This is a genomic window from Alistipes sp. 56_sp_Nov_56_25, assembly GCF_001915285.1.
GTDB lineage: Bacteria > Bacteroidota > Bacteroidia > Bacteroidales > Rikenellaceae > Alistipes > Alistipes shahii.
This window is the reverse complement of sequence record NZ_MNQF01000026.1, coordinates 1-22,802: the sequence shown is the minus strand read 5'-3', so window position 1 is coordinate 22,802 and position 22,802 is coordinate 1. Positions and strand designations below refer to the sequence as shown.

General features: G+C 50.7%; 23 protein-coding genes, 1 tRNA gene and 1 rRNA gene. 2 read left to right on the top strand and 23 right to left on the bottom strand.

All coding sequences use genetic code 11. The annotated features are described in order from the left end of the window. Nucleotides 1-130: 130 nt before the first annotated feature. The 23 genes from BHV64_RS07745 to BHV64_RS07635 all read right to left on the bottom strand — a co-directional run bounded on the left by BHV64_RS07745 (nucleotide 131) and on the right by BHV64_RS07635 (nucleotide 19,939). Nucleotides 131-1,660 carry a BT_3987 domain-containing protein gene (locus BHV64_RS07745; protein ID WP_240048042.1) on the bottom strand — a complete coding sequence of 510 codons (1,530 nt, stop codon included), beginning with the start codon at nucleotides 1,658-1,660 and terminating at the stop codon, nucleotides 131-133. Nucleotides 1,661-1,677: 17 nt separating this feature from the next. After that, nucleotides 1,678-2,943 (bottom strand): DUF1735 and LamG domain-containing protein, encoded by a 1,266-nt coding sequence (locus BHV64_RS07740; protein WP_149887822.1) that lies wholly within the window; start codon nucleotides 2,941-2,943, stop codon nucleotides 1,678-1,680. An 8-nt stretch (nucleotides 2,944-2,951) separates the two neighbouring features. Next, the gene (locus tag BHV64_RS07735; protein WP_015546353.1) at nucleotides 2,952-3,869 is read right to left on the bottom strand and encodes a glycoside hydrolase family 18; all 918 of its coding nucleotides are present in this window, start codon (nucleotides 3,867-3,869) and stop codon (nucleotides 2,952-2,954) included. A gap of 9 nt (nucleotides 3,870-3,878) precedes the next feature. Continuing rightward, entirely contained in the window at nucleotides 3,879-5,459 is a 1,581-nt protein-coding gene (locus tag BHV64_RS07730; protein ID WP_288115706.1) for a SusD/RagB family nutrient-binding outer membrane lipoprotein, read from the bottom strand. Nucleotides 5,460-5,464: 5 nt separating this feature from the next. Further along, nucleotides 5,465-8,803 (bottom strand): SusC/RagA family TonB-linked outer membrane protein, encoded by a 3,339-nt coding sequence (locus tag BHV64_RS07725; protein ID WP_044054047.1) that lies wholly within the window; start codon nucleotides 8,801-8,803, stop codon nucleotides 5,465-5,467. 165 nt (nucleotides 8,804-8,968) lie between these two features. Next, entirely contained in the window at nucleotides 8,969-9,919 is a 951-nt protein-coding gene (locus BHV64_RS07720) for a FecR family protein (RefSeq protein WP_015546350.1), read from the bottom strand. Between the two features lie 196 nt (nucleotides 9,920-10,115). Further along, on the bottom strand, nucleotides 10,116-10,700 hold the full coding sequence (locus tag BHV64_RS07715; protein WP_015546349.1) for an RNA polymerase sigma-70 factor: 585 nt from the start codon (nucleotides 10,698-10,700) through the stop codon (nucleotides 10,116-10,118). 223 nt (nucleotides 10,701-10,923) lie between these two features. Continuing rightward, nucleotides 10,924-11,226, bottom strand: coding sequence for a hypothetical protein (locus BHV64_RS07710; RefSeq protein ID WP_015546348.1), 303 nt, complete (start codon nucleotides 11,224-11,226; stop codon nucleotides 10,924-10,926). Nucleotides 11,227-11,244: 18 nt separating this feature from the next. Then, on the bottom strand, nucleotides 11,245-11,751 hold the full coding sequence (locus tag BHV64_RS07705; protein ID WP_244076880.1) for a hypothetical protein: 507 nt from the start codon (nucleotides 11,749-11,751) through the stop codon (nucleotides 11,245-11,247). 4 nt (nucleotides 11,752-11,755) lie between these two features. Continuing rightward, nucleotides 11,756-12,196, bottom strand: coding sequence for a hypothetical protein (locus BHV64_RS07700; RefSeq protein WP_015546346.1), 441 nt, complete (start codon nucleotides 12,194-12,196; stop codon nucleotides 11,756-11,758). A gap of 19 nt (nucleotides 12,197-12,215) precedes the next feature. Next, entirely contained in the window at nucleotides 12,216-12,617 is a 402-nt protein-coding gene (locus tag BHV64_RS07695; protein ID WP_018697375.1) for a hypothetical protein, read from the bottom strand. Nucleotides 12,618-12,633: 16 nt separating this feature from the next. Continuing rightward, nucleotides 12,634-12,996, bottom strand: a complete 363-nt coding sequence (locus BHV64_RS07690; protein ID WP_018697376.1) for a hypothetical protein — start codon at nucleotides 12,994-12,996, stop codon at nucleotides 12,634-12,636. Beyond that, nucleotides 12,986-13,297 carry a hypothetical protein gene (locus tag BHV64_RS07685; RefSeq protein WP_178014674.1) on the bottom strand — a complete coding sequence of 104 codons (312 nt, stop codon included), beginning with the start codon at nucleotides 13,295-13,297 and terminating at the stop codon, nucleotides 12,986-12,988. Before BHV64_RS07685 ends, BHV64_RS07690 begins: the two co-directional genes overlap by 11 nt. A 42-nt stretch (nucleotides 13,298-13,339) precedes the next feature. After that, the gene (locus BHV64_RS07680) at nucleotides 13,340-13,573 is read right to left on the bottom strand and encodes a hypothetical protein (protein ID WP_026318651.1); all 234 of its coding nucleotides are present in this window, start codon (nucleotides 13,571-13,573) and stop codon (nucleotides 13,340-13,342) included. A gap of 47 nt (nucleotides 13,574-13,620) precedes the next feature. Further along, nucleotides 13,621-14,601 (bottom strand): ArdC family protein, encoded by a 981-nt coding sequence (locus tag BHV64_RS07675; RefSeq protein ID WP_018697379.1) that lies wholly within the window; start codon nucleotides 14,599-14,601, stop codon nucleotides 13,621-13,623. A 253-nt stretch (nucleotides 14,602-14,854) separates the two neighbouring features. Then, complete coding sequence (locus BHV64_RS07670; RefSeq protein WP_288115703.1) at nucleotides 14,855-15,940, bottom strand: hypothetical protein; 1,086 nt, start codon at nucleotides 15,938-15,940, stop codon at nucleotides 14,855-14,857. Between the two features lie 53 nt (nucleotides 15,941-15,993). After that, nucleotides 15,994-16,119, bottom strand: coding sequence for a hypothetical protein (locus BHV64_RS07665; protein WP_259805229.1), 126 nt, complete (start codon nucleotides 16,117-16,119; stop codon nucleotides 15,994-15,996). Nucleotides 16,120-16,559: 440 nt separating this feature from the next. Further along, nucleotides 16,560-16,913, bottom strand: coding sequence for a hypothetical protein (locus BHV64_RS07660; protein WP_169342444.1), 354 nt, complete (start codon nucleotides 16,911-16,913; stop codon nucleotides 16,560-16,562). Next, nucleotides 16,873-17,208 carry a helix-turn-helix domain-containing protein gene (locus BHV64_RS07655; protein ID WP_018697382.1) on the bottom strand — a complete coding sequence of 112 codons (336 nt, stop codon included), beginning with the start codon at nucleotides 17,206-17,208 and terminating at the stop codon, nucleotides 16,873-16,875. Before BHV64_RS07655 ends, BHV64_RS07660 begins: the two co-directional genes overlap by 41 nt. 6 nt (nucleotides 17,209-17,214) lie before the next feature. Continuing rightward, the gene (locus tag BHV64_RS07650) at nucleotides 17,215-18,273 is read right to left on the bottom strand and encodes a toprim domain-containing protein (protein ID WP_018697383.1); all 1,059 of its coding nucleotides are present in this window, start codon (nucleotides 18,271-18,273) and stop codon (nucleotides 17,215-17,217) included. Between the two features lie 93 nt (nucleotides 18,274-18,366). After that, nucleotides 18,367-18,966: an RteC domain-containing protein gene (locus BHV64_RS07645; RefSeq protein ID WP_018697384.1), complete on the bottom strand. Its 600-nt coding sequence runs from the start codon at nucleotides 18,964-18,966 to the stop codon at nucleotides 18,367-18,369. A gap of 207 nt (nucleotides 18,967-19,173) precedes the next feature. Next, nucleotides 19,174-19,255: transfer RNA gene (locus BHV64_RS07640), tRNA-Leu, on the bottom strand. A 69-nt stretch (nucleotides 19,256-19,324) separates the two neighbouring features. After that, nucleotides 19,325-19,939, bottom strand: coding sequence for a signal peptidase II (locus tag BHV64_RS07635; RefSeq protein ID WP_217727541.1), 615 nt, complete (start codon nucleotides 19,937-19,939; stop codon nucleotides 19,325-19,327). A 134-nt stretch (nucleotides 19,940-20,073) separates the two neighbouring features. On the opposite strand from BHV64_RS07635, the gene BHV64_RS07630 reads away from it, so the two are divergent. Both BHV64_RS07630 and BHV64_RS07625 read left to right on the top strand, forming a co-directional pair. Then, nucleotides 20,074-22,158: a S8 family serine peptidase gene (locus tag BHV64_RS07630; RefSeq protein WP_195580361.1), complete on the top strand. Its 2,085-nt coding sequence runs from the start codon at nucleotides 20,074-20,076 to the stop codon at nucleotides 22,156-22,158. Between the two features lie 551 nt (nucleotides 22,159-22,709). Further along, nucleotides 22,710-22,802: ribosomal RNA gene (locus tag BHV64_RS07625) — 16S ribosomal RNA — on the top strand; the annotation flags it as partial.

Below are 22,802 nucleotides of genomic sequence, written 5' to 3'. Positions count from 1 at the left end.
AATCAAATAGAATGCCACGCTATCGGCACCCGTTTTGACCTATAGCGTGGCGTTTTCCTGTTTTTGAGGCGTTTCAGCACCCGTTTTGACTAATAAGTCGAGAATTATAGGTTGTAGTTAAAGTGGTTTTTTACCAGTCTTTTCTGAAGTTCCCGTAATTGTTAAAATCCAAATTTACGTTTATCAATAGTATCATTCCGTCGTATTCCCAATCCCAATCGGTAACTGCATCTGCCACTATATTGAAAGCGCTTTTGGGGCCTTCTTCATATCCTGCCGAGTTTGTCGGCATATCCCAGAATGCGAATACGTTCCCCGATTGGGTTTCGCGGTACAGCGATTTAACCGCTGGAGTCAAAATTGGATTTAATAGTGCGCTTTCCTGCGTATTGTGCGTTTTCAGCAGCGCGCCGCCGTATTTGGATTGCTCCAGCCCGGCAATGGGTTTGAGCTTTGCACCGTCGGTGTAAGCATCCACGACTTCATCGAAAATTCCCGACCAGGCATAGTCGATGTATTTTCCGGCTTCGATGCCGTCGTGTGCCGTAGCGAGCAGGTCGGTGCTCTCCGCGTCGCAGGCCACGGTGACGAGTTTGCCGTCGCCCAATGCTTCCTTTGTCGCCTTTATCAGTTTGGCGTAGGATGCGGGATTTACACCGGGCATACCGTCTTTGCCGTAGGACGCTTCGATGTCGAAGTAGTTTACGCCGTCCAACTTATATGTTTCCACGACATATTTAAGCTGAAAAACAAAATCAGCGATCTGCTCGTCGGTCATATTGCAGAACCCCAGCCCCGTATTTCCGCCGGTGATGCAAATAAGTACCTTACGACTGCTTTTCTGCAAAGGCGTGAGGTATTTGTCGCGGTTGCTCAAGACATATTGCAGATCCGGCCCGATGTCGAGCATGGCCCGCCGTGTCGTCTTGTCGAATTTTAGCGCCGCGGGGCGGAGTACTTCGATGTCGATCCATGTTTGGATTATCGTATTGAAATCGAGATCAAATGTTTCCACATAAAATTTGGTTCCCATCAGCGGGGACATTTCCTCGGTATTGACATATCCGACGACTTTGAAAGCATAGGCATCGAGCTGCGTTTCGGGTACGATCTCCCCGACCAGGATTCGGTAGTAGATTACCTGGCCTTTCGCGGATGGGGAAATGTCGTTATTGGCAACGGTCGCCCGCAGTGGCAGCAGGTAGGCGCCTTTTTCGACTCCTTCGCGGCTCAACGTGACGGCAAGAGCAGGAGAGATTTTCTCTCCCCTCTTGACCGTCACCGTCTTGCCCTCTTCAAAAGTCACCTTTTCTAACGGAAATAGCGCCAGTTTTGCGTCACCTTGTTTGTCTTTGTTGTATTCGTCCACAAGCGTTGCGTCCGCATCGACCGTAACCGTCACGTCTACGGCTGCAGGCTGGGTCAGTTGGTAGAACACGGCGTCTGTGGTCGTCTGCTCTTCGCCGAGTTTGAGTGCTGAAATCTGATCGGGCGTTTTCTCCCGGCGCAGCACTCCGCCGACATTAGCAAGGTCGTCCTTACCGGGAATATCCCCGGCCGTGCGGGTGAAGTCCTCGGCGTCGCACGCGGCCATCACTGCGAGCGTAAGGCAAAGTGCCGAAGTGCGCAGTAGACCTAATATATTATTCATGTTTTTCATAGTTCAAGATTTACGGTTTATTCTTGCTTGTTGAGCTGCGGAATTTCCACCGAGGTATTCCATTTCAGATCGGTATGCGCTACGGCGTCGTTTCCGTACTGCGACCAGTCTTTGATGATGTTTCCCGTTCCCTCGTTGAATTTCCAATAAGCGCGTAATTCGGGCTTTTCGGCCGGGTTTTCCACGTCGTACATGTCACGCCAGATGTCGGCCTGCGTGCGTGCGACGGACCATACGCGCACCTCTGAAATATCGCCGCAGAGCTGGCGGAAAGCGTCGTAGCTGTACCCGATGAAGAATTGCCGGGCATCCGTTTCGGGGTCGGGGTCTATGGCGCGAAGTCCGAGATTTATGACCTTCACGGTCGGCGCTACCTGCGTCTGGCTTTGGAGTTGTCCGTTCAGATAGATGCAGGCGATACCGGTTTCCAGGTCGTATGTGAAAGCGACATGATACCACTCTTCGAGCGACAGAAGTTTACCCTTGTTCTTTTCGGGGAATTTGCCCAGGCTTACGCCCGATCCGTCTACCTGGAGCTGGTCGGCATAGAAATTCGTGTCGCCGATACGCAGCAGCAGGTGTTGCTCCACACCCATGATCGTAGAGAGCTTTTCTTCGATGTAGGACGAGGTAGGACCTGCATAGTGGAAATCGTGAACGCGGACGATAGCTTCATAGGTTACGGCTGTCAGTCCATTTACGCAGTCGGCAGTTCCGGCTTTGTCGAACGCGGGTACGTCTATCCAGTTGTCGGTGAGTACGGCGGCGGTCGTGATGGCCGAAGAACGGCGCACAAGATAATAGACGGTTTGGGAACCGGAGAGGGTCGAAAGTCCCCCCCCCGCAGAAACGATAGTTACCGGAAGTAACTGTGTTGCATCTATATCGAGCCGGTCGAGGTTCTTAAAATGGATAGTCAGAGGTTCCGATACGGATTTCCCGGCTTCTACGGTTGCCGTCCGTTCGGGGAACTCGTAGTAACTGTCATCGAGTACCGCATATTTCGTATCGTGTTTGGCATTGTAGGTGTTCACGAGCGACGGGTCGATGGCGAATGTCACCTCGATATTCTCTTTTGCCGGGGAGATCAGTACGGCGGAGAGTTCGCGGTCGAGCTGCGTAACAGTCTTTTTAAAAGTTACGTTGTTGTCGCTCGACGTTTCGGCTGCGTCGATATATGCTGCGTTGTCGAACGGGTAACGGTTTTCATAGTCCGATTCACACCCGGCCAGCAGGATAAAGGCAGCCGATACAAAATACAGATATATTCTTCTCAATTTCATAAGGCGCATTATTTAGGGTTTGCCGGATTCAGCAGGCCGATGGCATGCTTGGTCTGTTTGTAATTTATGTAAGCGTCGTAGTAATCGTCCCCAATGTTGTAAATACCCAGCCCGGCTAACGGCCCCATTGTAATTACGCTTTTTGCCGCTTCGGCGATTGCGGGTTGCTGCACAAGGTTTTCATCCGTGAGTTTCCCGCCCGGCTCGGCCGTGATGATGATTTTTTCGAGCGCAATGCCGGCATAATCGGTCGCGTATGCAAGCTGGCTGCGGATATTGAACGTATTGACGGCATCCGTAGTCGTGAGTACGAAATAGGTTACGGCACTATGATTCTCCTTTGCGATAAAGAGCGGGTTACCCTCCGCCATGAGAATTTTTCCGGTCAGGGACGACAGTTTGCTGACAATCGTTGCAGCGGCTTGGGTCGCTGCGGCATCCATAGCGCCGCCGTAACGTACCGTTACGCCGTCGAACTTATACCGGTTTACGACCTCGATCACCTTGTCGAGATATGTCCCCAGCGCTGCGGCGTCCGTAGATTCCGCGAGTGTGTTGTAATCTACGGTATAGAGGATTTTCGTGCCCTTGGCCTGCGCCTGGGGTATATCCTCGATGTCGTATTCGGTCAGGTTACCGGCGTTTTCAAGTGCCACGATGTCGAGTGAATCGGGCAGTGAGCGCAGAAATGCCTTTTCCGAACCCGGTACGGCCGGAGCATTTGCCAGGCTTGCGTAAACGACGTAGTGTTCGCTTGCCTTATACGCTTTGAGGGCTGCCAGATATGCGGCATACTGTGCCGGGTCTTGCTGGTCGGGTTTTATGATCTGCTGGTCTATCGGCTCTATGTCCGTGTCGCAGGCCGTGAAACAATAGGCCGCGGGAATGAGCAGCGCCAGAATCAGGTATTTTATAGTCTGTTTCATAGCTTCGGTTTAATTTAAGGGTTTGCAATCCCACCATGTGCGCGTACCGCCGTTGTCGGGGCCGCCGAGCGAAGTTATCGCCGCTTCGACATTTGTGCGGTTCTCGGAATATTCCTCGGATGGGTAGGGAAGTCTGCGCATGCCGTACTTGGAGTTCACCGTTCCACCGGATTTATTGTCTTTGGCCGGCATCAGTTTCGGATAGCCCGTGCGCCGGTATTCCGCCCACGCTTCATTTCCGAGCGGGAAAATCGCAATCCATTTCTGGGTGATGATGCGTTCGAGGTTTTCTTCGAACTGTGCATCTTCTTTCCATTTGATCGTGATGCGGCTTTGCGGTAATGCGGTGTTGTTTTCGATAACGCCGAGAGGGTCGGTGTAGGCTTCGGGGACGTTCGCTTCGTCGGCGATATAATCCTCTGCTCCGGCTACGCCGCGTTCCTCGAATGAAAGCCGAATGCCTTGTTCGTAGAAACTCTGTGCCGATACCGCACTTCCCCAGCGTAGTTCATATTCGGAGCGCAGGAACGCGATTTCCGCTGCGTTCATCCATAAAATAGGGTCGGTGTCGGTAATGAGCATCGAGGAACATGCCGTTACGGCCTTGGACTTGTTGGCCGGTGTCGTGCCGATGCGCAGGCCGTAATAGCCTTTCACTGCGGCATCGCCCTCTCCGACGGTTCCCTGTGTGAACATCTTTGCCCGGCGCGGGTCTTTGTAGCCGTTCATGTAGCAGAGGATGTCGGCTCCGATGGCGTGGTCCTGCCAACTGTTCCAAAGCAATGTCGTGCGGTTGAGTTCGGGCTGAAGCTTCGCATTGTCGGCATTCTCGGTGATGACCCCGGCGGCGATGGCTTCCGCAGCTTTTGCCTTTGCGGTCTGCTCGTCGATATAGGAAAGGCGCATCGCCATACGCAGTTTAAGCGAATTGGCGTATTTGATCCACTTTTTAAGGTTGCCGTTGTAAACCTGGTCGTATTCGCCGAAGGCTTCCGTACTCAAATCCCGGTTGCGCTCCAGCGCTTCCAGCGCGGTGTCCAGTTCTTTGAACATCTGCGTATATGCTTCCTGTTGCGTGTCATAGGGGACGGTCAGGCGTTCTTTTTTGTCCTCTACGATCTTGGAGTAGGGTATCGAACCGTAAGCGTCGGCCAGGCGGTTCATAATCGCCACGCGCAGGACGTTGGCCAGGGCTACCGCCACTTCGTCGTCGGTTTTGTTGATGATGCCGCGGTAAGCGGGGTAAGTTTCGGTGATGACATCCACAAACGGCGCTTTGAGCCAGTCGGTGGTGGGATTGAACGTTGAGAATTTCGTTTCCCAGCTGTCTACCGTCGCTTCGACGTAGCCGCCGTAGCTGCCGCCTTCGAGTGCTTCGACAAATTGGTATAGGTGTTCTTCCGAGGGGATCACCATATTTTGCAGTTTGGTGAGTTTCGACCCCACGAGGTAGTTGTCGCGTTCCAGTTCGTCGTCTGTCGCTTCGTTCGGATTACGGTTGTAATCTTCGAAGTTGTCAAGGCATCCCGTCGATGCGCTTACTACTGCGATAAGAGCAACGGCACGAATTATTGTCTTCATTTTGTTCATAGCCGTTAGAATTTAATGTTAATATTGAATCCCAGGTTACGTGTCGAGGGCATCATGAAATAGTCCATTCCCTGATAGAAATTGTTTGTCGATGCCACGGCTTCGGGGTCGAACGGCGCTTTACAATACATCATCCACAAGTTGCGGCCTACGAACGATACGGTGATCGAACATACGTTGTGCAGCCATTTGCGGGGAATCGTGTAGCCCAGTGAAAGTTCCTGGAGGCGGACGTTGGTTGCCGAGTAGGTGTAATATTGGGGTATTCCGCCCTGCGACGCTATGGCCGTATACCAGGTTTCCGGGTTTACCAGGCTGCGGCCGTTTACCAAAGCACCTCCGGCATCGCGCGCGGCAGCCGTTGCTTCGGACACGCCGAATAGGTCCATGTTGGCTTGCGTGAGTGAATTGACGATGCCGCCGATGCGTGCCGTTACGAGGAATCCGAGGTTCAGGTTCTTCCACGATACGCTGTTGCGCCATGCGAGGTTATAGTCCGGGAATACGGAACCGAGTTTCATGTCGGGCAGGTTGTCCTCTACGACGACGTTGCCGCCCTCGTCGATCTCGATGTTGCCTTTGTCGTCGCGCCGCAGGTCGGTCGTGGAATAAAGGTCGCCCATCGAACCGCCCTCTTTGAGAATAAATTTAGCGCGCCCCAGCTTACTGATCTGGAGCCTATTCATGCTGATTGTTTCCTCGGTGATCGGGTTGTACCACTCCTTGCAAAGTTCGATGATCTTGTTTTTGTTCCAGGAGAAAGTAAACTGCGAGTTCCAATTCCAGTTTTTCCATTGGTGGTTGTAACCCAGGCTTGCCTCGACACCCGTATTGCGCACGTGGCCGGTCTGAATATAAATGTCGGAGTAGCCGGACGATGCGGACAGATTCGGGTTGAAAGTCTGGTTATAGGTGTCGGCGCGATACCACGATGCCGTGAGTGTGAATCCATTGAGGAACCGGGCGTCGAATCCTAATTCCCATGTTTTCGTCCGCTCCGGGTAAAGCTGGCCGATGGGGTAGTTCGATTTGTCGTCCCAACCGGAAATGGTGTCGTCGTAGGGGTGTGTGGCGATTGTCAGTTCCCGCGGAAAGGGGTTTGCTACCGAAGCCCACGAAGCGCGGATTTTCAGGTAGTTAAACTTCTCCGGGAAATTGAATGTACTGCTGGGCAGCCACGATACGCCGACCGAGGGGTAGAAAAACGACTTTTGGGGTGAGTTGGCAAGCTGCGACGCCCAGTCGTTACGTCCGGTCGTCGTTACGAACAGTTGCGACTTCCAGCCCAGTTCCAGGGAGTAGAAAAACGACTGCGTTTGCTCGTGCCAGCCGGTTTTCGGCGTTTTCTTCTGGCTCTTATCGAGGTTCACGACATTGAAGATGTTGGGAGCGCCGGCAATGGGGCCATATACCGAGAGTTCGTCGAAGCGGTTGTCTTTGATCGACGCGCCGATATGTGCGTCGAGCGCGAATTTCTCTTTGAACGTTTTGCTGATGTTGAGCATTACGTCGCCGTAGGTCTGACGTTCTTCGCCGCGGGTTTCGGTATATTTACCTTTTTTGCTGTTCTCCAGCAGCGTGGGGTTCGATGTTGCGTACAGTTTTTCCGTATATAAACTATTGGTGTTATCGATGCGGATACGTCCTGCGACATTCATCCAGTCGGTGATTTTATAGGTAATGCCGCCCGTAAATATATAGCGCTTGCGGCTGTTTTCGCGAGGATTGCGGTAGGCGATCCAATAGGGATTCTGCATGCGCAGGTCGCCGCCCTCGCCCTGCGGCCAGAACTGTGCATAGATTTTGCGTGCTGGGTTCCAGCGTTCGAATGCCTTTACGAGCGAAAAATCATCGCCGCGGGGAAAGAGATAAGCCGATACGAGCGGGTTTGAGTACACGCCCTGGTTTATCATGTTGCGGTCTTTCTGGATGATGTAGCTTCCGCTTACGTCCAGTATCAAACGGTCGTTCAGCAGGTTCGACGTATTGCGGAATGTAAAGTTATAACGATTGTACTTGTTGTTGGGGACAAGTCCTTTGGAGTTTACTGCTGCGGTCGAGAAATAGATTTGGTTTTTCTCCGTACCCCCGGACAGTGTTACGGAGTTTGTCAGTATGTGACCTGTTTGCAGGAAATCTTCGGGCGAGTAGTTGTAACGTGCCGCTTGGTTGAGCGGTGCGCCCCAGCTATGGATTGTCGAACCGCTGGCTTTGCCTTTACGCCCCGTGCCGTAGCGGGTCTGGAAGTCCGGCAGGCGCAGCGGGTTCATAAATTCCGTGTTACTCGAAACCTGTATCTGTGTTGCTCCGGCCTTACCTTTTTTGGTGGTAATGAGCATTGCGCCGTTCGCGGCGTCAGAACCGTACAATGCCGCGGCTGCGGCTCCGGTCATAACGGATATAGATTCAATGTCATCGGGGTTCATATCGGCGATGGATTCCGTTGTGCCGCGTGATCCGAACTCCATGCTGCCGTCGCTGGTGAAGTTGTGCATAGGAATACCGTCAATCACATACAGTACGTTCGAGGTCTGCATAATCGACTTCATACCGCGCATAATGACTTTGGCCGAACCGCCCACGCCGGACGAACTGGTATTGATAACGGCTCCGGCGACTTTACCTGCGAGGCTGTTCACGAAGTTCGCGGATTTTACGGTTGTTACGGCTTCGGACTTCACTTGCTGCACGGTGTAGGCCAGTGCCTTTTCCGAGCGTTTGATACCCAGGGCCGTGATCACCACGTCTTCAATCTGCTCTGCTGCTTCTTTGAGTGTTATGGCAAAAAAGGTTTGTGTGCCGATTTTTACTGTTACGGGGTCATAGCCGATGAAATTGACATACAATTCAGCGGTTTGGGCAGGTGCGGGGACTTGGAGCGAGAAAGCGCCGTCAAGTCCGGAACTTGTGCCGATGGTCGTTCCCTTTACGACCACCGATGCCCCGACAACGGGTGTCCCTTTGGTGTCGCGCACGACACCGCTGACCTTTGTGGAGCCGTTGTTTGCGGCTTTCTTGTCCGAGGATACGGAAAGATAAATGTTTTGCTGGTAGATTTTGTACTCGGTTTTCGTTCCTGCGACCATCGCCTGTAACGCTATGCCGAGCGGTTTATCGGCGACATTGATACTGATGGTTCTGTTAATATCTACGCCTTTGTTTACGATGAAGAAATAGCTGGTCTGTTTTTCTATTTCATTCATAACCTGCTCCATGCGAACATTGTCCATCTGCAATGTTACTTTCGCGGTCTGGGCATACGCTCCCCATGCGGAGAACGTGGAGCAAATTATGAATAGAAAAGTAAACCAGCATTTAATTTGCTGAATAAATTTATTATTCATAGATTTGTAGATTAGTGGTTGTTAGATTGGTTCAAATTCTATTAGCCGCTATGCCTGCGGGTGGTTGCTACACCTGCGGGCTTTTTTTGCGACTTTGAAGATTCATAGTCTTATCTCATAGGCATCGCAGTTTTTTTAGATTCTTATTAGTTGATTTTGGCATAGTTATTTTATATGGATTACATTGTTTTCGTCTTTCTCATATTTAAATGGAGATATTTCCTGTAAGGATCTTAACGCATAATCCAGCCCCATATTGACGGGGATTTTGCCCCGGATAACGTCGATCTGCGGAAGATCGGCCGTTTCGATCTGGATTTTCACACCGTATGTTTTCTCCATTTTGGCGATGATGTCGGCAAACGGGTGTCCAACGAGATTCAGAATACCCTCTGTCCATAAATAGTCGTCCGTATTTTTAATCTTTGTCAATACCAGACGATTCCCATTTAGGCATACCTTTTCGTTCGGGTCTAATATAATCTGGTCGCCGCTTGCTAATTTGTTGGTTATTTTTACCTTACCATTTAATAATGCGGTTGTAAAGTCGTGTGCTTGCTCGTTTGCCGTTACGTTGAACTTCGTTCCCAGCACTTCCACGTCGCAGGCGAAAGTTTCCACGATGAACGGATGGGCGGCATCATGCTCCACGTTGAACATGGCTTCGCCGGAGAGTTTCACACGGCGATTTCTATTGAACCGTATCGGATATTCCAGTTTTGCCCCGCTGTTCAGGCAAACGCTGGTTCCGTCCTGAAGTGTAATGTCTATACGTTGTCCTGCCGGTGCGGCAACGGACAGATATTGTTTTGCGGTATCTTCGATAATGACGGTTCTGGAAGCGTACCAACTGCCTGCGACCAATAGTAATACTGCGGCAGCCTGGGTGCAGATACGAATAAAGCGTTGGCGATACCATTTCGGGCGTCTGGTCGGCAGGTGCAGACGATTGTGGTGCTGATAAGGAGCATTTGCGATAATCGCGTCCTGCATAGACCATAAAGCATTTAATTCTTTCTGGTTATTGGGGTCGGCATCAAGCCAGTCTACAATCGTTTTTTCTTCCTGCTCGGAAGTTTGTCCGTTTATGTACTTATATAATAATTTCTTGTCCATTTTTTTACATTGTGTGGCGAGTGCGTTATGAATTTTGGCAGCCCGTGGCTAATCCATAATTTTTCTGTTGGTAATTTTCTTGATAATTATACTTTGTCTGCTTACAATTATATGGTGCGTGAGCGCGCGACATTTACATCGAAAAAGTGCATTTTCCGTTAAATAAATTTTCTTAAAAAAATGGTATTTTTTTTAATTATCGTATAACGCTGGAATACAGGACGATAATTAAAATGATGAGATAGTCGTTCAGTGCGATTCGCATTATGGCCAAAGCCCGTTGGATATTGGCTGTGACGTTGCGCACATTGATTCCAGTAATTTCGGCGATTTCTTGGTAAGTCTTGCCCTCGAAGCGGTTGTATAGGAAGATTTGCCGCATAGGTTCGGGCATTTTGTTGATCTGGCTTTCGATGATGGATTTTATTTCCGCTGTAAAGGATGCTTGCGGATTGGTGCTTTCCAAAACGGTGATTTTAGCTTTGATGCTGCGGTAAGCCGTCGTATGTATTTGTTGCTGGATTTTGAGTCTGTTTTTCTGGTTGCGCAGCCATTCAAGACAACCATGCTTTACGGAACCTAAAATATATGCGGGAATAGTCGTAGTAATATTGAGCTTGTCTTTGTTTTCCCAAAAATAAAGGAAACTGTCGGTAACGATGTCTTCCGCGGCCATATTATTGCGGATGTATGACCGGGCAATAATGATAAAACGAGGTTTATACTCGGAGTATAATCGTTCGAAATCTTCGAGCGTGATATGTTCATCCAGTTCTGACATGCGTGTAGATTAATTCAAAGGTAAACTTTTTTATCAAAATTCAAAAATTTGTAGAATGTCCGTTAATATGGGGTGATGTGAAATATTGGGTTTATCTCTTTGATGCGGAACGAATCGGAGAAAGAAGTGAGGTTTAGATAATATCGTTATGGATAACTTCGGTCAGACGCGGGAATTGCAGATCGAGTTCGAAAGTAGGCCGGGGCCGCAGCCCCGGCGCTGCTCACTCACTCCGGGGTTTGGGTTGCTCGGTTACGATTTCGGGCTTACTGTAAAACGATGTTGTGCAGCGGGTCTTAAACCCGACAATGCTATTATCTTCCACCCGGATAAATCGGAATAGCCGCGTATATACATAGTTCATCATCGCATAAGCATAGGGGTCGGGGGCTTTCACGTTCTTCCATCCGGGAGCTATGTCGTCGAGGGTGGGGAAACGTTTTTTGAACTGCGCTTTGAGTTTTTCTTTCAAAAGGGCCACTTGTTCGGGCCGTGTTGTCGGTTGTTCTTCGAAATATTTTTGCATGGTTAAAATGTTTATGGTTTAAAATAGGGTTTGCTCAATGCCAGGAGATGCGGGATAAACGATGCTGTTCCGCGCCCGCTGAAAGTTCACCTTATCCAGCGCGGCGGCAGCCCGTTCGGTGTCGATGGTCCGCAGTTCCTCGTTTATCCAGTCCTCGTACTGGAGTATTGAAGCGTATATCCGGGCGGCTTTCTGCATTTCCTCGCGGTATTGGCGGCAAAGTTCGGCGTAACGGTCAGGGTTAATTTCTCCCTGCTTGTCGATCATCACCTCGTAATGACCGCCGAGCCGGGGATCGTCCACCATGACGCGCATATGTTCGGCCACGTACCCGATGTGCTTTGCATACCCGTACTGCCCTAAAAAGTTCTCTTTTTCTATCCCGACCATGTTTTCGAAGTGCCGGATGTTTATACGATGGGGATTCGTTTCGCAGATGTCCCCGGCATTGTCGCGGGGTTCCTCGTGCAAAAAGCGATAATAGGCTTTGTATAACGCAAGAGCGTCTATTTGCTGATCTTTCATCGGCCTAAATTATGAATTTGGGGAGTAAATATTTTTTGTCGGTTGCCGTGCCGTATTGGTCGATGAAGTGTCGCACCGCGTTGTATTTATCTTCAAGATCGCTATCGTCCCAAGCAAAGGACGAATAATCGTAATTATGGAAAGGGGACGCTTCTGTTTGGCAGATTCGCAGAATGTCGTTCAATTCCGCCCAGAATATACGTGTGCCGTTATCCTCCAGCCGATACATTTTCAGAAACAGCCGCCGCAGGGTGTACGCCGAATATAGGCGTACACTCTTGTCGGTTATGGTATTCAAACGGTTGCGGCTACCTTTCCCCAAGTTTCCTGCGCAGACAAAACCGAGGTTGCGAGCTTGCGCTTCGGTGCGGGCTTTATAGTCGGCGAATCGCTTTTCTGCGCGGTCTACTGACCGAGTGAAGTAGGGGATTTCTTTCATTTTCATAAATTGGGTGGATTACAAGTTAAAATAATTGTTGTTGTGTAGCATGTTCGGGCTGTGTTTCTGCCGATGGGACGGGCGAGATGCGCCCGGATAGGTAAGCATGTAAGGTGTTTAGAAACTGCTCCCGATATACCGGGTCGATACGGCACTTGTCATATTGTTCCCGATGGTCGGTAATTGCTCCGTCTTTTTCGGCTGCTTCAATCGCTTTCGGGAATCTGCTGCCGCCCTGCATCATCCCGGAAAAATAGTCGAAAAGGATTTCCATTTCTACGGCCTTGCGGCCTTTCTCCCGCAAAATCGCAGTTAGTCTTTCCGATTTAGCTTCCCGATATTCCAACGGCCAAACGTTACTGGTTGCGCTGTCGATAAATACCTCTGTTCCAATTATGGAAATGCGCTTTACTTTTTCGTGCGACATAGTTGCAAATTTTAAGTTAATACGATTGACTGCCCCGGCCTGCGTTGAGCAGGTATTTTTCGTGCAGGGCTTGTTCTGTGGTTTTTCCGCTCAGTTTCTCGATGCGGGCGACACGGCGAGCGATTCGCGCCATATCTTTCTGCCAGCGGTTTATAAGGTCGAAATCGGCCAGAAACGCCGGATTCTCGTTGTCGATGCCGGGGCGGAACCCGCGGCGATACATGCCGCCGAAAACCTCGTCTATCGCTTTGGAATAGCGGTCGCGCTGCTCGTCGAGTTGGCATAGCTTCCGTGCGGCAGGATTCTGCGGGTATCGTACCCGCAAAATCCTGCGCTCGGCAGCGGCATAGCGGTTGTTCTGCTTTTGCCTACTTGTCATATTCTGAATATTTGAGGAACGGATGTTTTTTCGTTGGACGGAATTTCCACAAGTCGGCCAGATATTTTAGGAATGTCTGCGGATCGAAATGCTCGCCCGTGGCGCAGGAATGGTAGTTCGGAGCATCAAGCCGGATTACAGCCATATCGAAAAAAGGAGTTTTACATACGCTCCATTTTCCGTTGAAAATCCGAATATCCACGGCGTTGATGTGGCCCTCGAAATCGAAAAAAGTTGTGTATTTCCCGGATGCGTTCAACTTGGTAAGTTCTTCAAATATTTCAATAAATATTTTGTCCATAATAGTTTGGTGTTGTAGGCGGGGACGATGCCCCGCCCGGATTTATGCTTTTTGGCTGATGTAACGAATAAGTTTCTTTTCGTTGGTGTAGTCGAGTGTGTCCAACAGAAATTGAATGCTGCCCGTTCGCATGGCCCGCCATAGTCTATTGTATAGGCTTGGATCGCTTTCGGGAGTTTGGCCGAAAATTTCTTCCATGTAGTTTTCCGGCATGTGGGTACGGATACGCCAGTCGAGGGCTGCGGTTGCTCGTATTATTTCTTCGTATGATTTCATTTTTTGGGGATATTGTGGGCGGACGCCCCCGCCCGTTATTATTCTGTTTATGCTGCTGTTTCGTCGGGTTTAGCGTTGCTTTCTTCCACACGGTCGGCGATCATCGTGGCGGCCTTGTTCGCGTCGATAAGGATGTCGAACAGGTATTCGGGTTTCTCTTTCAGCCCCCGCAGCCAGCTTGCGAGATAGGCGGCGTTTTCCTGCTGCGGAGTTGTTGCAAGCCCGAACCGTATGCCGCAAAGTGCGGCGGTCATTTCGGCGATCAGTTCCTCGCGGGCATAGCTGGGCGAACCAAAAAAACCGGACATATCCCGGTTGAGCCGCGACGGGTGGCCCGTGCTGTGGGCGACCTCGTGCAGCAGCGTCGAATAATAATCCGCACCTTTGGGGAATTGTGTTTTCTGCGGGCATACGATTACATCGGCGCTGGGACGATAAAATGCGCTGTCGGATTCCAATACTTCGATCCTGCAATACCATTTCCCGGCATCGACCATGTGATCGACTTCGGCGCAGGTCGTTCCGTCCGTCTGCGGCATCCCTGCGGCCTGCTCCAACAGCCGTGCATAGCGTTCGGGGTTCTTCTCCGGCATATCGGTTTGGTCGATATTGAATACCGAATAATAGCGCAGCAGGGGCAACAACTTGTAAGCCTTTTTCTGCTCGTCTGACAAACGGGCGTATTTCTCGTATGGCATGCCTTTTCCGTCTTTTTGGTCTTTGGGAATGGCGTACAAATACCAGAAATAAACCGGAAACGATTTTTCGCCTTTCTTCACGTTGATTTCTTCATCCTGCGCTTGCTTGTAGGTTAGGAAAATAGGCGTTTTGTAGCGCTTGTATTCGGTCAGCAGCAGAAGCATGAACAGGTTTCCGCCGTTGTAATACCGCCCGGCCAGATTGCGGGGACATCCCTGTGCCATCGAAACCCACGGCTTGTTCCAACCCGTTTTAAGGTTTTGTATCTTCTCTATCATCAGCGCCGTAAATGCGGGCGCGATTGCTGCGATGATTTTATCGTTGTTCATGGTATTATCGTTTTGTAGTTGTTCTGGTTATCTGCATTGGATTTCTATTTGGCCGCTGCTTGTGCGGCGTCCTCGTTCTGTTGCGTTCTGTTTTTCAACTTTCCGCGCCGGGTTTCTTTGCTCCTTTCTTTTCCCGCCGTTACGAAAGAAAGGAGGGCAGCCGATTTCCCCGGAAAAGAACCTGTTAAGGTCTATCCCTATGGGCAATTTGAAATACCAGCGGGGCCGGGTTGCCCCGCTGGTAGGTTGTTGCTTATCGCAATTTGATATTCAACAGATGTTTCGCGGTATCTTCCGCATTGCGAGTAAGTTGGCGTTGCCATGCCCCGAAGCGGGGCGACCAGCGGAACCCGGAGTGTTTGAGTGTACCGATCATTCCCGCGTCGGGTTTTTCGTTGAACAGGATTTGCAGCCGATCTTCGGCGAAATTATAGCGGACGATTCCCCCGTCGAACGGCACGTCTTTATCCGTCTTTTCCGCCGTTACCGCCCGTCGCCCCCGGATTGCCGCGGCGAGTTCAGCCAATTTAAAAAACTTGTGCCGCTCGGTGTATATCGGACGTTTGCGACCTTTGTTGAGTTCCCGCACATAGTCGATTGCCCGCTGCATTAATTCTACCTCGCCTTTCCGGGCTATGGTCTCCAGCCGGTTGTATAGGTTAGTCGAACATAAATTCCAATCGACAAAACGGTCTATATCCTCCTTTACGCGCTCCCACGCTTCGGCGGTTTTCTGCTCCTGGGGTTTGGCCGCTTCGATGCGGCGGGCTGCTGCCGCCTGCACGCGCTCACGCCAGCTTTGAAACTCCGCAACGGCTGATTCGTATGAATTATTGGCTTTGCGGTTCCTCTCGGTGGGGAACCTCGCCGGGCCTGTAATTGCCGCACTCATTATCCGGGAATGTTTGGCGAAAAGGGTTGCTACCCACTCTTTGAATTTGGCAATATATTGCCCCTGCTCGTCCTGTGGGATTTCTTTCAGATCATCGAGCAGCAATTTTTCATATTCCCGGATATATTGCGCCGCACGTTTTTCGGGGTCGAAACTCGTTGCGGAAAATGCCCTGCGTGCGGCCTCCCAAAGTTCCGCCATGTTGGTTTCGTATTTCCATGTCAGCACTTCCCAGAATTTCATGTCGTTGTCATTATCAGAAATGACGGTGGCGTTTCCGAAACAGGGTTTTGATGCGATATGCGCATATTCCGTATAAAAAGCGTTTCCGCCTAACTTCTGGCCGCGCCACTCGAATTTCCAGACCCCATATTCGGGGTTTGCGATCTGCTGTACTGTTGCTGCACGGTGGCAGTTCTTCATGCTCAAAATTTCGTGCTTTTCCATGTCTTTGATTTTTTAAATTGGTTTTCTGTTGTTGTTTTATTGGGTTCCGATTCTTATTTTCTTGCGGTTTTCGTGGCGTCGGCGTTCTGTTGTGTCGTGTTTTCAGATTCTATCCCAGCGGCTAATCCTGCCCCTGATTCTTTCCGATCATTTTTCTGTATGTTCTTTTTGGTTGCCATGACTTTTTTTTTAATCATCCCGTGCGTAGCACCCACCGCCTGAACTTTCCGTACTCAAAACCCTGCGCCGTCCCACACTTGGAAGCGGGGTTGTTCAAAAAAATACGACCCGGTAAACACGGCTCCCGGAGGGACCTTTGCGGGGTGGAGATTTTTTTGAAGAATCCTGCTGTGCGCTGCGGCCGGGCCTGATCGTGTCCGATTTCAGCGGCAGGCCCGGCCGCAGCGAGGCGCTACCTTTGAGTACGGAAAGTTCAGGCGGTGGATGCTATGTACACCGATTTCTAAAAAAGAGGAATGGCAACAAAAAAGGGCGCAATACAGAAAACTCCCCCTGTCCCGCGCGAAGCGCGGGACACCGCTTCCCGGTTTTAGACTTCATTGCAATATGCTGCACATATATATTATAAAAGCCGCGCAATCAACGCGCGGCTTTTATTTTAAAAGTTCTTTTTGGATGTAGGGGATAACTTCTTCAATCTTTGAGGCCTTGATGTGATTTCTGCTATGCCTGCCATCGTTTCAAGGGTGTAAACTCGTCCGCCGCTCCAGGATGTCGATTTGGGTGCGGTTTTTAGTAGAGCCTTTTTAAATGCAGTATAGTCGATCCCCAAGATTTCGCATACGTCCTCTGGTGTCAGGACGTACTTTATTTTCTTGGCGTAACATATTGCACCTAAAAGTGTCAGCATATATTCCAGTCGGCATTGCCTGTTTAGCAATTTGATGAATTTTTTACGGTCAATTACGACATTATCGGTATTTTCTAACCCGTTCGTAGCACTGTTTTCCATAGCTTCTATCTCCTTTGTTTATGTGTTCTTCGATAAATTTCTTCACGGCAGACTTTCGGAAAAAGACACGATTTTGGATGATTACGGCTTCGATAAGTTTTTTCTTGCGATACTCGATTATTTGCTTTGTTCTGACATCGAGAATTTCGGCAAGCTGACGGTTTGGAATTAATGGATCATCCGCACCATCATTACCGCATTGTTTCAGCAATTTTATTGCGCTCCGGGTTTCCTGTATCAGATTCAGAATGAGGTCAAGCTGCCGAAACATTCGCTGTATATCTGCATCATTCATAAACTGCTAATATTTAATGGTTTTTCCGCTTTTGTGCTGTATATATTGCTGTACCTTCGGGCGGGGCATCAGCTTGCGAAATTCGGTTGCCGTGTGTCCCAGACGGAAGTAGTCGGATATATCCTTTTCCTGTTTGGTTCCGGGCAGCGGAAGTTCCAGACGGCCGACATTGTAGGCCCGAAGTTCCTGCTGTAATGCGAGGGCGTGCTTCTTGCCCGTTGCGTCCATATCATATAGCAGTACAATGTTTCGGAACCGCTGCGTCAGTTCTTCTATCTGTTTGTGCGGTATGCGGGCTGTTTCGCTGCCAAAACAGATCGCCGGGAATCCGTGCGCTGCCAGCGAAAGCACGTCCTTTTCTCCGCCTGTAATAATCAGCGTGTTACCCGCGACGGGTAGTTGCTCCAGTCCGAAACAGTAGTAACCGTTAAAGTTGCCTCCGAACAGAAACCGAGATTGCGATTTGGGACGGTAAATCTTTATCCCGCTCTGCCGGACATATCCGAACATGGGTTCGGACGGCGACGACCGAAGCGTAAAAGTGTGGCCCGAATTGCTGATGCCGCAATATTCCGCCAGCGATACGACCCCGTACCGATTGAGGGTTTCTGCGTCAATGCCGTATTGCTTCCAATGTGCTAACTCCTCTGCAGGAAAGGGTTGTCTCTGATATTTATAGGGTAAAGGTTCTTGGGGCTTTGGGGGTGGAGCTGGTGGTTTTGGTAAGATTCGGGGACTTGTAGTCGGCGAGGCATCCTCTATTCCCAGATTTAACTCACGGTCGATGATGCGGAGTATTTCGATAAAGTTCTCGGTATTTCGGCACGACAGGTTGTGGAGCGTTGCTACCAGGTCGAAGCAATCGCCGGAATAATCCTCGTTCCCGAAGTCCTTGTATTTGTAAATCCCGCGTTGGCTGTCGAAGTATAAACTACATGATGGGTGTGTGTCCTCATAAAAGGGGTTGCGGAACTTACGTCTGGTACTGATACCGTTTCCGAAGTAATGGCGAAATACATTTAGTCCACCGTTTGTCAGGGATAGGACCGTCTGCTTATCAATCATATTGCAATGTTTTTCGACTGCAATATTCGGAAACTTACGGATAAAAAAATAGGGGCAGAACCCGTTCTACCCCTAAAGATTTTTTGTAATCGCTTATTTGCCAGAGTTTAAATCTGTGATGTTTTTTAGATATGTCGATTTAAGCTGGTCTAATAGCGGTGTAGGGTTTCGCTTTCTGGCGGAAAGCTGGCTCCGCTTATCGAAAAGTTTTTTGAGTTTGATGTTGAAAAATTCCTCGAAGCAACGGACGAATCCTGTATATGATAATTCCAAACCGGGGTCTGCCCCGATTTTGGCACTATACCAAAGTGAATTGATAAGCTCCAGCAGTTCGTTTGCTTTTGTCAGCCAATGCAAAGGCGATACGTTGTTTTTCGCCGGAGACTTCTCGGACACCGAAAGGTTTTTAGAGCAAAGCGTAATCTCTATTGACAGCCAGGCCGTCAATGTTTGGGTTGTGTTTTTGGAGAATGAAGGGTTTTTTTCTTCGATTGAGAGTAATTGATGCAACTGCTCCAAAGCCCGTAATATTTTCAACGAGTTCGTTTCCTCGTCTTTTAATTCAAGGAGATGGGATAGCAGGATATTCCAGTAATTTAAGGTTTCTTTAAGGTTTAGTGGGGAATGTTTGCTGGTACACTCTATCTGTTCCGCAATATCTAAAAAGCGGAATTGAAATTCGGAGATATTCATAGTTAGTAATCTTTAAAGTTAAGGTTAAATAACTATGCCAAGAATATTTGCCGAAGATTGTGGACGAAAGTACAAAAATATGGTCAGAAATATATTCTAAAAAGGCATCTTTTGAAATGCCAAAGATCGTTTTTACTGGGTTAGTGTCAAATTAGTGTCAAAATAAAACAAAAACCCCGTTAGAGTTTCCTCTAACGGGGTTCCCAGTGCCCAGGACAGGAATCGAACCTGCACGCCTTGCGGCACACGCACCTGAAACGTGCGCGTCTACCTATTCCGCCACCTGGGCATTTCTGGAATTGCGGTGTGCAAAAGTAATACTTTTTTCTGAAACACCAACTCTTTTTTCAAAAAAAATCTACTTGCTGAAGAACTTGTGCTGAAACAGAAGCAGATAGACGACTGCCACCGAGATGTAGGCATCGGCCAGATTGAAGATCGCGCCGAAGAAATAGTTGTTGCTGTCGACCAGAAACCGCAGCAGGCGGGGTACGCCGTTCCATTGGAACAGCGGGAAATAGAACATGTCGACCACTTTGCCCATCATAAACCCGGCGTAGTGCCCCCCGAATTGAGCCTCCGTGTAGGGCGTCGATTCGGAGAAGATCAATCCGTAGAATGCGCTGTCGAGGATGTTGCCCATGGCGCCGGCGAAGATCAGCGCGAGGCCGACGATCACTCCCTTGGGCGTGTCTTGGCGTTTGGTGCAGAGGTGGTGCATCAGCCAGCCGATGAATCCGACCATGACGATCCGGAAGACGCCCAGCAGCAGCTTGCCCCAGTCGAAGCCTCCGCGCGAGGCGATGTGCATGCCGAAGGCCGCGCCGTTGTTCTCGATGAACCGCAGCTGGAACCAGTCGGGGAAGACGACGATCGACTCGTCGAGGTGCATATGGGTCTTGATCCAGATTTTGAGCGCCTGGTCTGCGATGAGCAGCAGCACGATGAGCAGCGATATTTTCTTGAAATTCATAATCGTAGTGGTATTCGGTTGCAAAAATAGTAAAAAAATCTCCTTTTTCGGAACTCCGGGGCGATTTTACCTCCCGGGTCATGCACTTTGGCGGAAAAATCATATCTTTGGAAAATCGAAATGTTTGACGATCTATGAAAAAATTGCTACTCCTCTGCGGGCTGTTGGCGGTATTTGCCTGTACGGAAGAGCCTGCGGACTCTGCCGGCGGCAATGGCGGACGGAAGGCCCGGGTGCTGGGTTCCCCGACTTCGCGGCTGGCGTTGCGGGGGAGTCTTTCCGTAAAGTTGTCGCCCGAAACGGCGCAGGCGGTTGCCGCTGCGCAGGCGCAGCTGCCCGCGACACGCAGCGGTGTCGCGACCCGTTCGGGTGTCGGCGGCATCGACGCAATCCTGCATGAAATCGACGCCGGGCGTTTCGAACGTGTCGTCGCATACAATCCCGAGTGGGAGGACGTTTACGAGCAGACGGGCATCAACCGCTGGTATACGATCGCGTTCGACGACGAAATTCAACTCTCCGAGGTCGGCGAGCGGCTGGCGGCGTTGCCCGGCGTTGCGGTCGTGGAGTACGGGATTGATCCCCGCTATATCCGTCCGATGAGCGAAGGCCCTGCCGTTCCGGCTTCCGAGGGCATGTTTCCCCGTGTGGGCGAGACCCGCGCCGCGAAGGCGATGAACGACCCGATGCTGCCTTTTCAGTGGAATTACGACAACCCGGGCGGAGGCCTCTTTCCGGATGTCGCCGTCAAGCCGGAGGCGGGGGCCGACATCGACCTGCTGGATGCCTGGCAGCTCTGCACGGGCAGCGAGGAGGTTATCGTCGCGGTGATCGACGAACCCGTGCAGACCACCCATCCCGACCTGCGGGCGAACATCTGGTCGAATCCGAAGAATTCGCAGGAACACGGCTACAATTTCTGGGACGACTCCCCCGAACTCGACTGGAAATCGGTCGGCGGGAATGACCGCAATCCGGAATACGCGGACCACGGAACGCATGTCGCAGGCGTCATCGCCGCCGTGAACAACAACGGCCGGGGCGTTTGCGGCATCGCCGGCGGGCGGAGCAACAGCGGCGGCGTGCGGATCATGTCGTGCCAGATCATGGGCAACAGCACGACCGGCGGCAAGGGAAACCCGACGGTCAAGGCCTTCGAATATGCCTGGACCAACGGTGCGATCATCGCCCAGAACAGTTGGGGATACAATCTCGAAACGGCGGACGGCACGAAGATCACCCCCGAGGAGTTCGAGCGGGAGTGGAAGAGCAATTATGGCATCATGCGCGACGCCATCGACACCTTTGTCCGCGGGGCGGGGACCCGGAACCCGAACTCCCCGTTGCAGGGCGGGCTTGTGATTTTCGCCGCCGGCAACGAGGGCGACGTTTACGGCGACGTCCGGATCTATCCGGCCGCCTACGATCCGGTGATCGCCGTCGGGGCGATGGACTGGAGTTTCCGCCCGGCCTATTATACCGACTACGGACCGTGGGTCGACATCGCGGCCCCGGGAGGCGACCGCTATTCCGGAAAGACGACGCGGACCGCTTCCGACGGGAGGACGGTCTTTTATAGCAATGCGCAGATTTTGAGCACGATCCTCTGCGACGATGCGATCGCTTATCAGGACGGACGCAAGGATGGCGGGATGTACGGCTACGGTTTTATGCAGGGGACTTCGATGGCGTGCCCGCACGTTTCGGGCGTTGCGGCCCTGGGGCTTGCTTACGCGGCGCAGAACGGAAAGAAATATACGCCGGCCGAATTCAAGGCCCTGCTATTGAGTTCCGTTTACGGCATCGACGACTGCTTCGCCGGCTCGAAGGACGGGGAGCTGGGTCCTATTGCCGATATGGCCGTCTATAAGAATAAAATGGGCGGAGGCTGTATCGACGCCCTGAAACTGCTGTTTGCCGTCAAGGGGACTCCCGCCGTCTATGTGAGGACCGGAGAGCCGGTGACCGTGGACTTCGCGCGTTATTTCGGGGGCGACCGGAGCCGGGTTGCGCTGACTGCCGCGTCGTTCGTATCGCCGGGCAACCTGGGGCTGTCCTCTTCGAAGGCGGAGTTCGACGGTACGAAGATCACTTTCGACTGTCCCGAACCGGGAACTTCCATGCTTCGGATAAGCGCGGTGTCGGGCGATACGGAGTTCGTGCGCGAATTCGCCGTCGTTTCCCGTGCCGGACTGGCCGCCAACGGCGGATGGCTTTGACCGGCTTTCCTCCCCGGTATGTCCTGCGGCGGTTCCGTGCGGAGCCGCCGTTTTTCTGCCTCTATTAATATATATAGGTAGTATCGGCTTTATCGGGTAAAATTGAAGATTTTTCAAAAAAAGATGCGCAAATATTTGCAGGTTCGGAAAAAGTCGCTACCTTTGCATCCGCGTTTGAGAAATACCGGTTCTTACAAATAAGTCGAGGGTTTACAATAAAGGAGCTTGAGATGGTTTTGTGTGCTGAATTTCAATAAGATGCAAAGTTCTTGAAAAAGTTTTTGGAGATTTGAAAAAGATTACTTATCTTTGCAGTCCCTTTCGCAAATGTCTCGCAAGAGGCCGCGGAAAAAAATCTTTAAAAAAGATTTGGTGGATTCAAAAATAACACTTATCTTTGCAATCCCTTTCGCAACCAAAATGCGAAGCTTTTTTAAACTGGTTCTTTGAATTACTGGTTATATTTTGAGAGAAAAATTGTAGTATTTATCTGTCAATTTCCTTTTGAAGGATAAACGAATAGTCAGGACTCTAACAATACATTATTTTTTACAATGGAGAGTTTGATCCTGGCTCAGGATGAACGCTAGCGGCAGGCCTAACACATGCAAGTCGAGGGGCAGCACGGTGTAGCAATACACTGG

Bases quoted from the DNA above. Each gene is read 5' to 3' on its own strand.
- BHV64_RS07745 (WP_240048042.1), bottom strand. From the start codon at position 1,660: ATGAAAAACATGAATAATATATTAGGTCTACTGCGCACTTCGGCACTT.
- BHV64_RS07740 (WP_149887822.1), bottom strand. From the start codon at position 2,943: ATGAAATTGAGAAGAATATATCTGTATTTTGTATCGGCTGCCTTTATC.
- BHV64_RS07735 (WP_015546353.1), bottom strand. From the start codon at position 3,869: ATGAAACAGACTATAAAATACCTGATTCTGGCGCTGCTCATTCCCGCG.
- BHV64_RS07730 (WP_288115706.1), bottom strand. From the start codon at position 5,459: ATGAACAAAATGAAGACAATAATTCGTGCCGTTGCTCTTATCGCAGTA.
- BHV64_RS07725 (WP_044054047.1), bottom strand. From the start codon at position 8,803: ATGAATAATAAATTTATTCAGCAAATTAAATGCTGGTTTACTTTTCTA.
- BHV64_RS07720 (WP_015546350.1), bottom strand. From the start codon at position 9,919: ATGGACAAGAAATTATTATATAAGTACATAAACGGACAAACTTCCGAG.
- BHV64_RS07715 (WP_015546349.1), bottom strand. From the start codon at position 10,700: ATGTCAGAACTGGATGAACATATCACGCTCGAAGATTTCGAACGATTA.
- BHV64_RS07710 (WP_015546348.1), bottom strand. From the start codon at position 11,226: ATGCAAAAATATTTCGAAGAACAACCGACAACACGGCCCGAACAAGTG.
- BHV64_RS07705 (WP_244076880.1), bottom strand. From the start codon at position 11,751: ATGAAAGATCAGCAAATAGACGCTCTTGCGTTATACAAAGCCTATTAT.
- BHV64_RS07700 (WP_015546346.1), bottom strand. From the start codon at position 12,196: ATGAAAATGAAAGAAATCCCCTACTTCACTCGGTCAGTAGACCGCGCA.
- BHV64_RS07695 (WP_018697375.1), bottom strand. From the start codon at position 12,617: ATGTCGCACGAAAAAGTAAAGCGCATTTCCATAATTGGAACAGAGGTA.
- BHV64_RS07690 (WP_018697376.1), bottom strand. From the start codon at position 12,996: ATGACAAGTAGGCAAAAGCAGAACAACCGCTATGCCGCTGCCGAGCGC.
- BHV64_RS07685 (WP_178014674.1), bottom strand. From the start codon at position 13,297: ATGGACAAAATATTTATTGAAATATTTGAAGAACTTACCAAGTTGAAC.
- BHV64_RS07680 (WP_026318651.1), bottom strand. From the start codon at position 13,573: ATGAAATCATACGAAGAAATAATACGAGCAACCGCAGCCCTCGACTGG.
- BHV64_RS07675 (WP_018697379.1), bottom strand. From the start codon at position 14,601: ATGAACAACGATAAAATCATCGCAGCAATCGCGCCCGCATTTACGGCG.
- BHV64_RS07670 (WP_288115703.1), bottom strand. From the start codon at position 15,940: ATGGAAAAGCACGAAATTTTGAGCATGAAGAACTGCCACCGTGCAGCA.
- BHV64_RS07665 (WP_259805229.1), bottom strand. From the start codon at position 16,119: ATGGCAACCAAAAAGAACATACAGAAAAATGATCGGAAAGAATCAGGG.
- BHV64_RS07660 (WP_169342444.1), bottom strand. From the start codon at position 16,913: ATGGAAAACAGTGCTACGAACGGGTTAGAAAATACCGATAATGTCGTA.
- BHV64_RS07655 (WP_018697382.1), bottom strand. From the start codon at position 17,208: ATGAATGATGCAGATATACAGCGAATGTTTCGGCAGCTTGACCTCATT.
- BHV64_RS07650 (WP_018697383.1), bottom strand. From the start codon at position 18,273: ATGATTGATAAGCAGACGGTCCTATCCCTGACAAACGGTGGACTAAAT.
- BHV64_RS07645 (WP_018697384.1), bottom strand. From the start codon at position 18,966: ATGAATATCTCCGAATTTCAATTCCGCTTTTTAGATATTGCGGAACAG.
- BHV64_RS07635 (WP_217727541.1), bottom strand. From the start codon at position 19,939: ATGAATTTCAAGAAAATATCGCTGCTCATCGTGCTGCTGCTCATCGCA.
- BHV64_RS07630 (WP_195580361.1), top strand. From the start codon at position 20,074: ATGAAAAAATTGCTACTCCTCTGCGGGCTGTTGGCGGTATTTGCCTGT.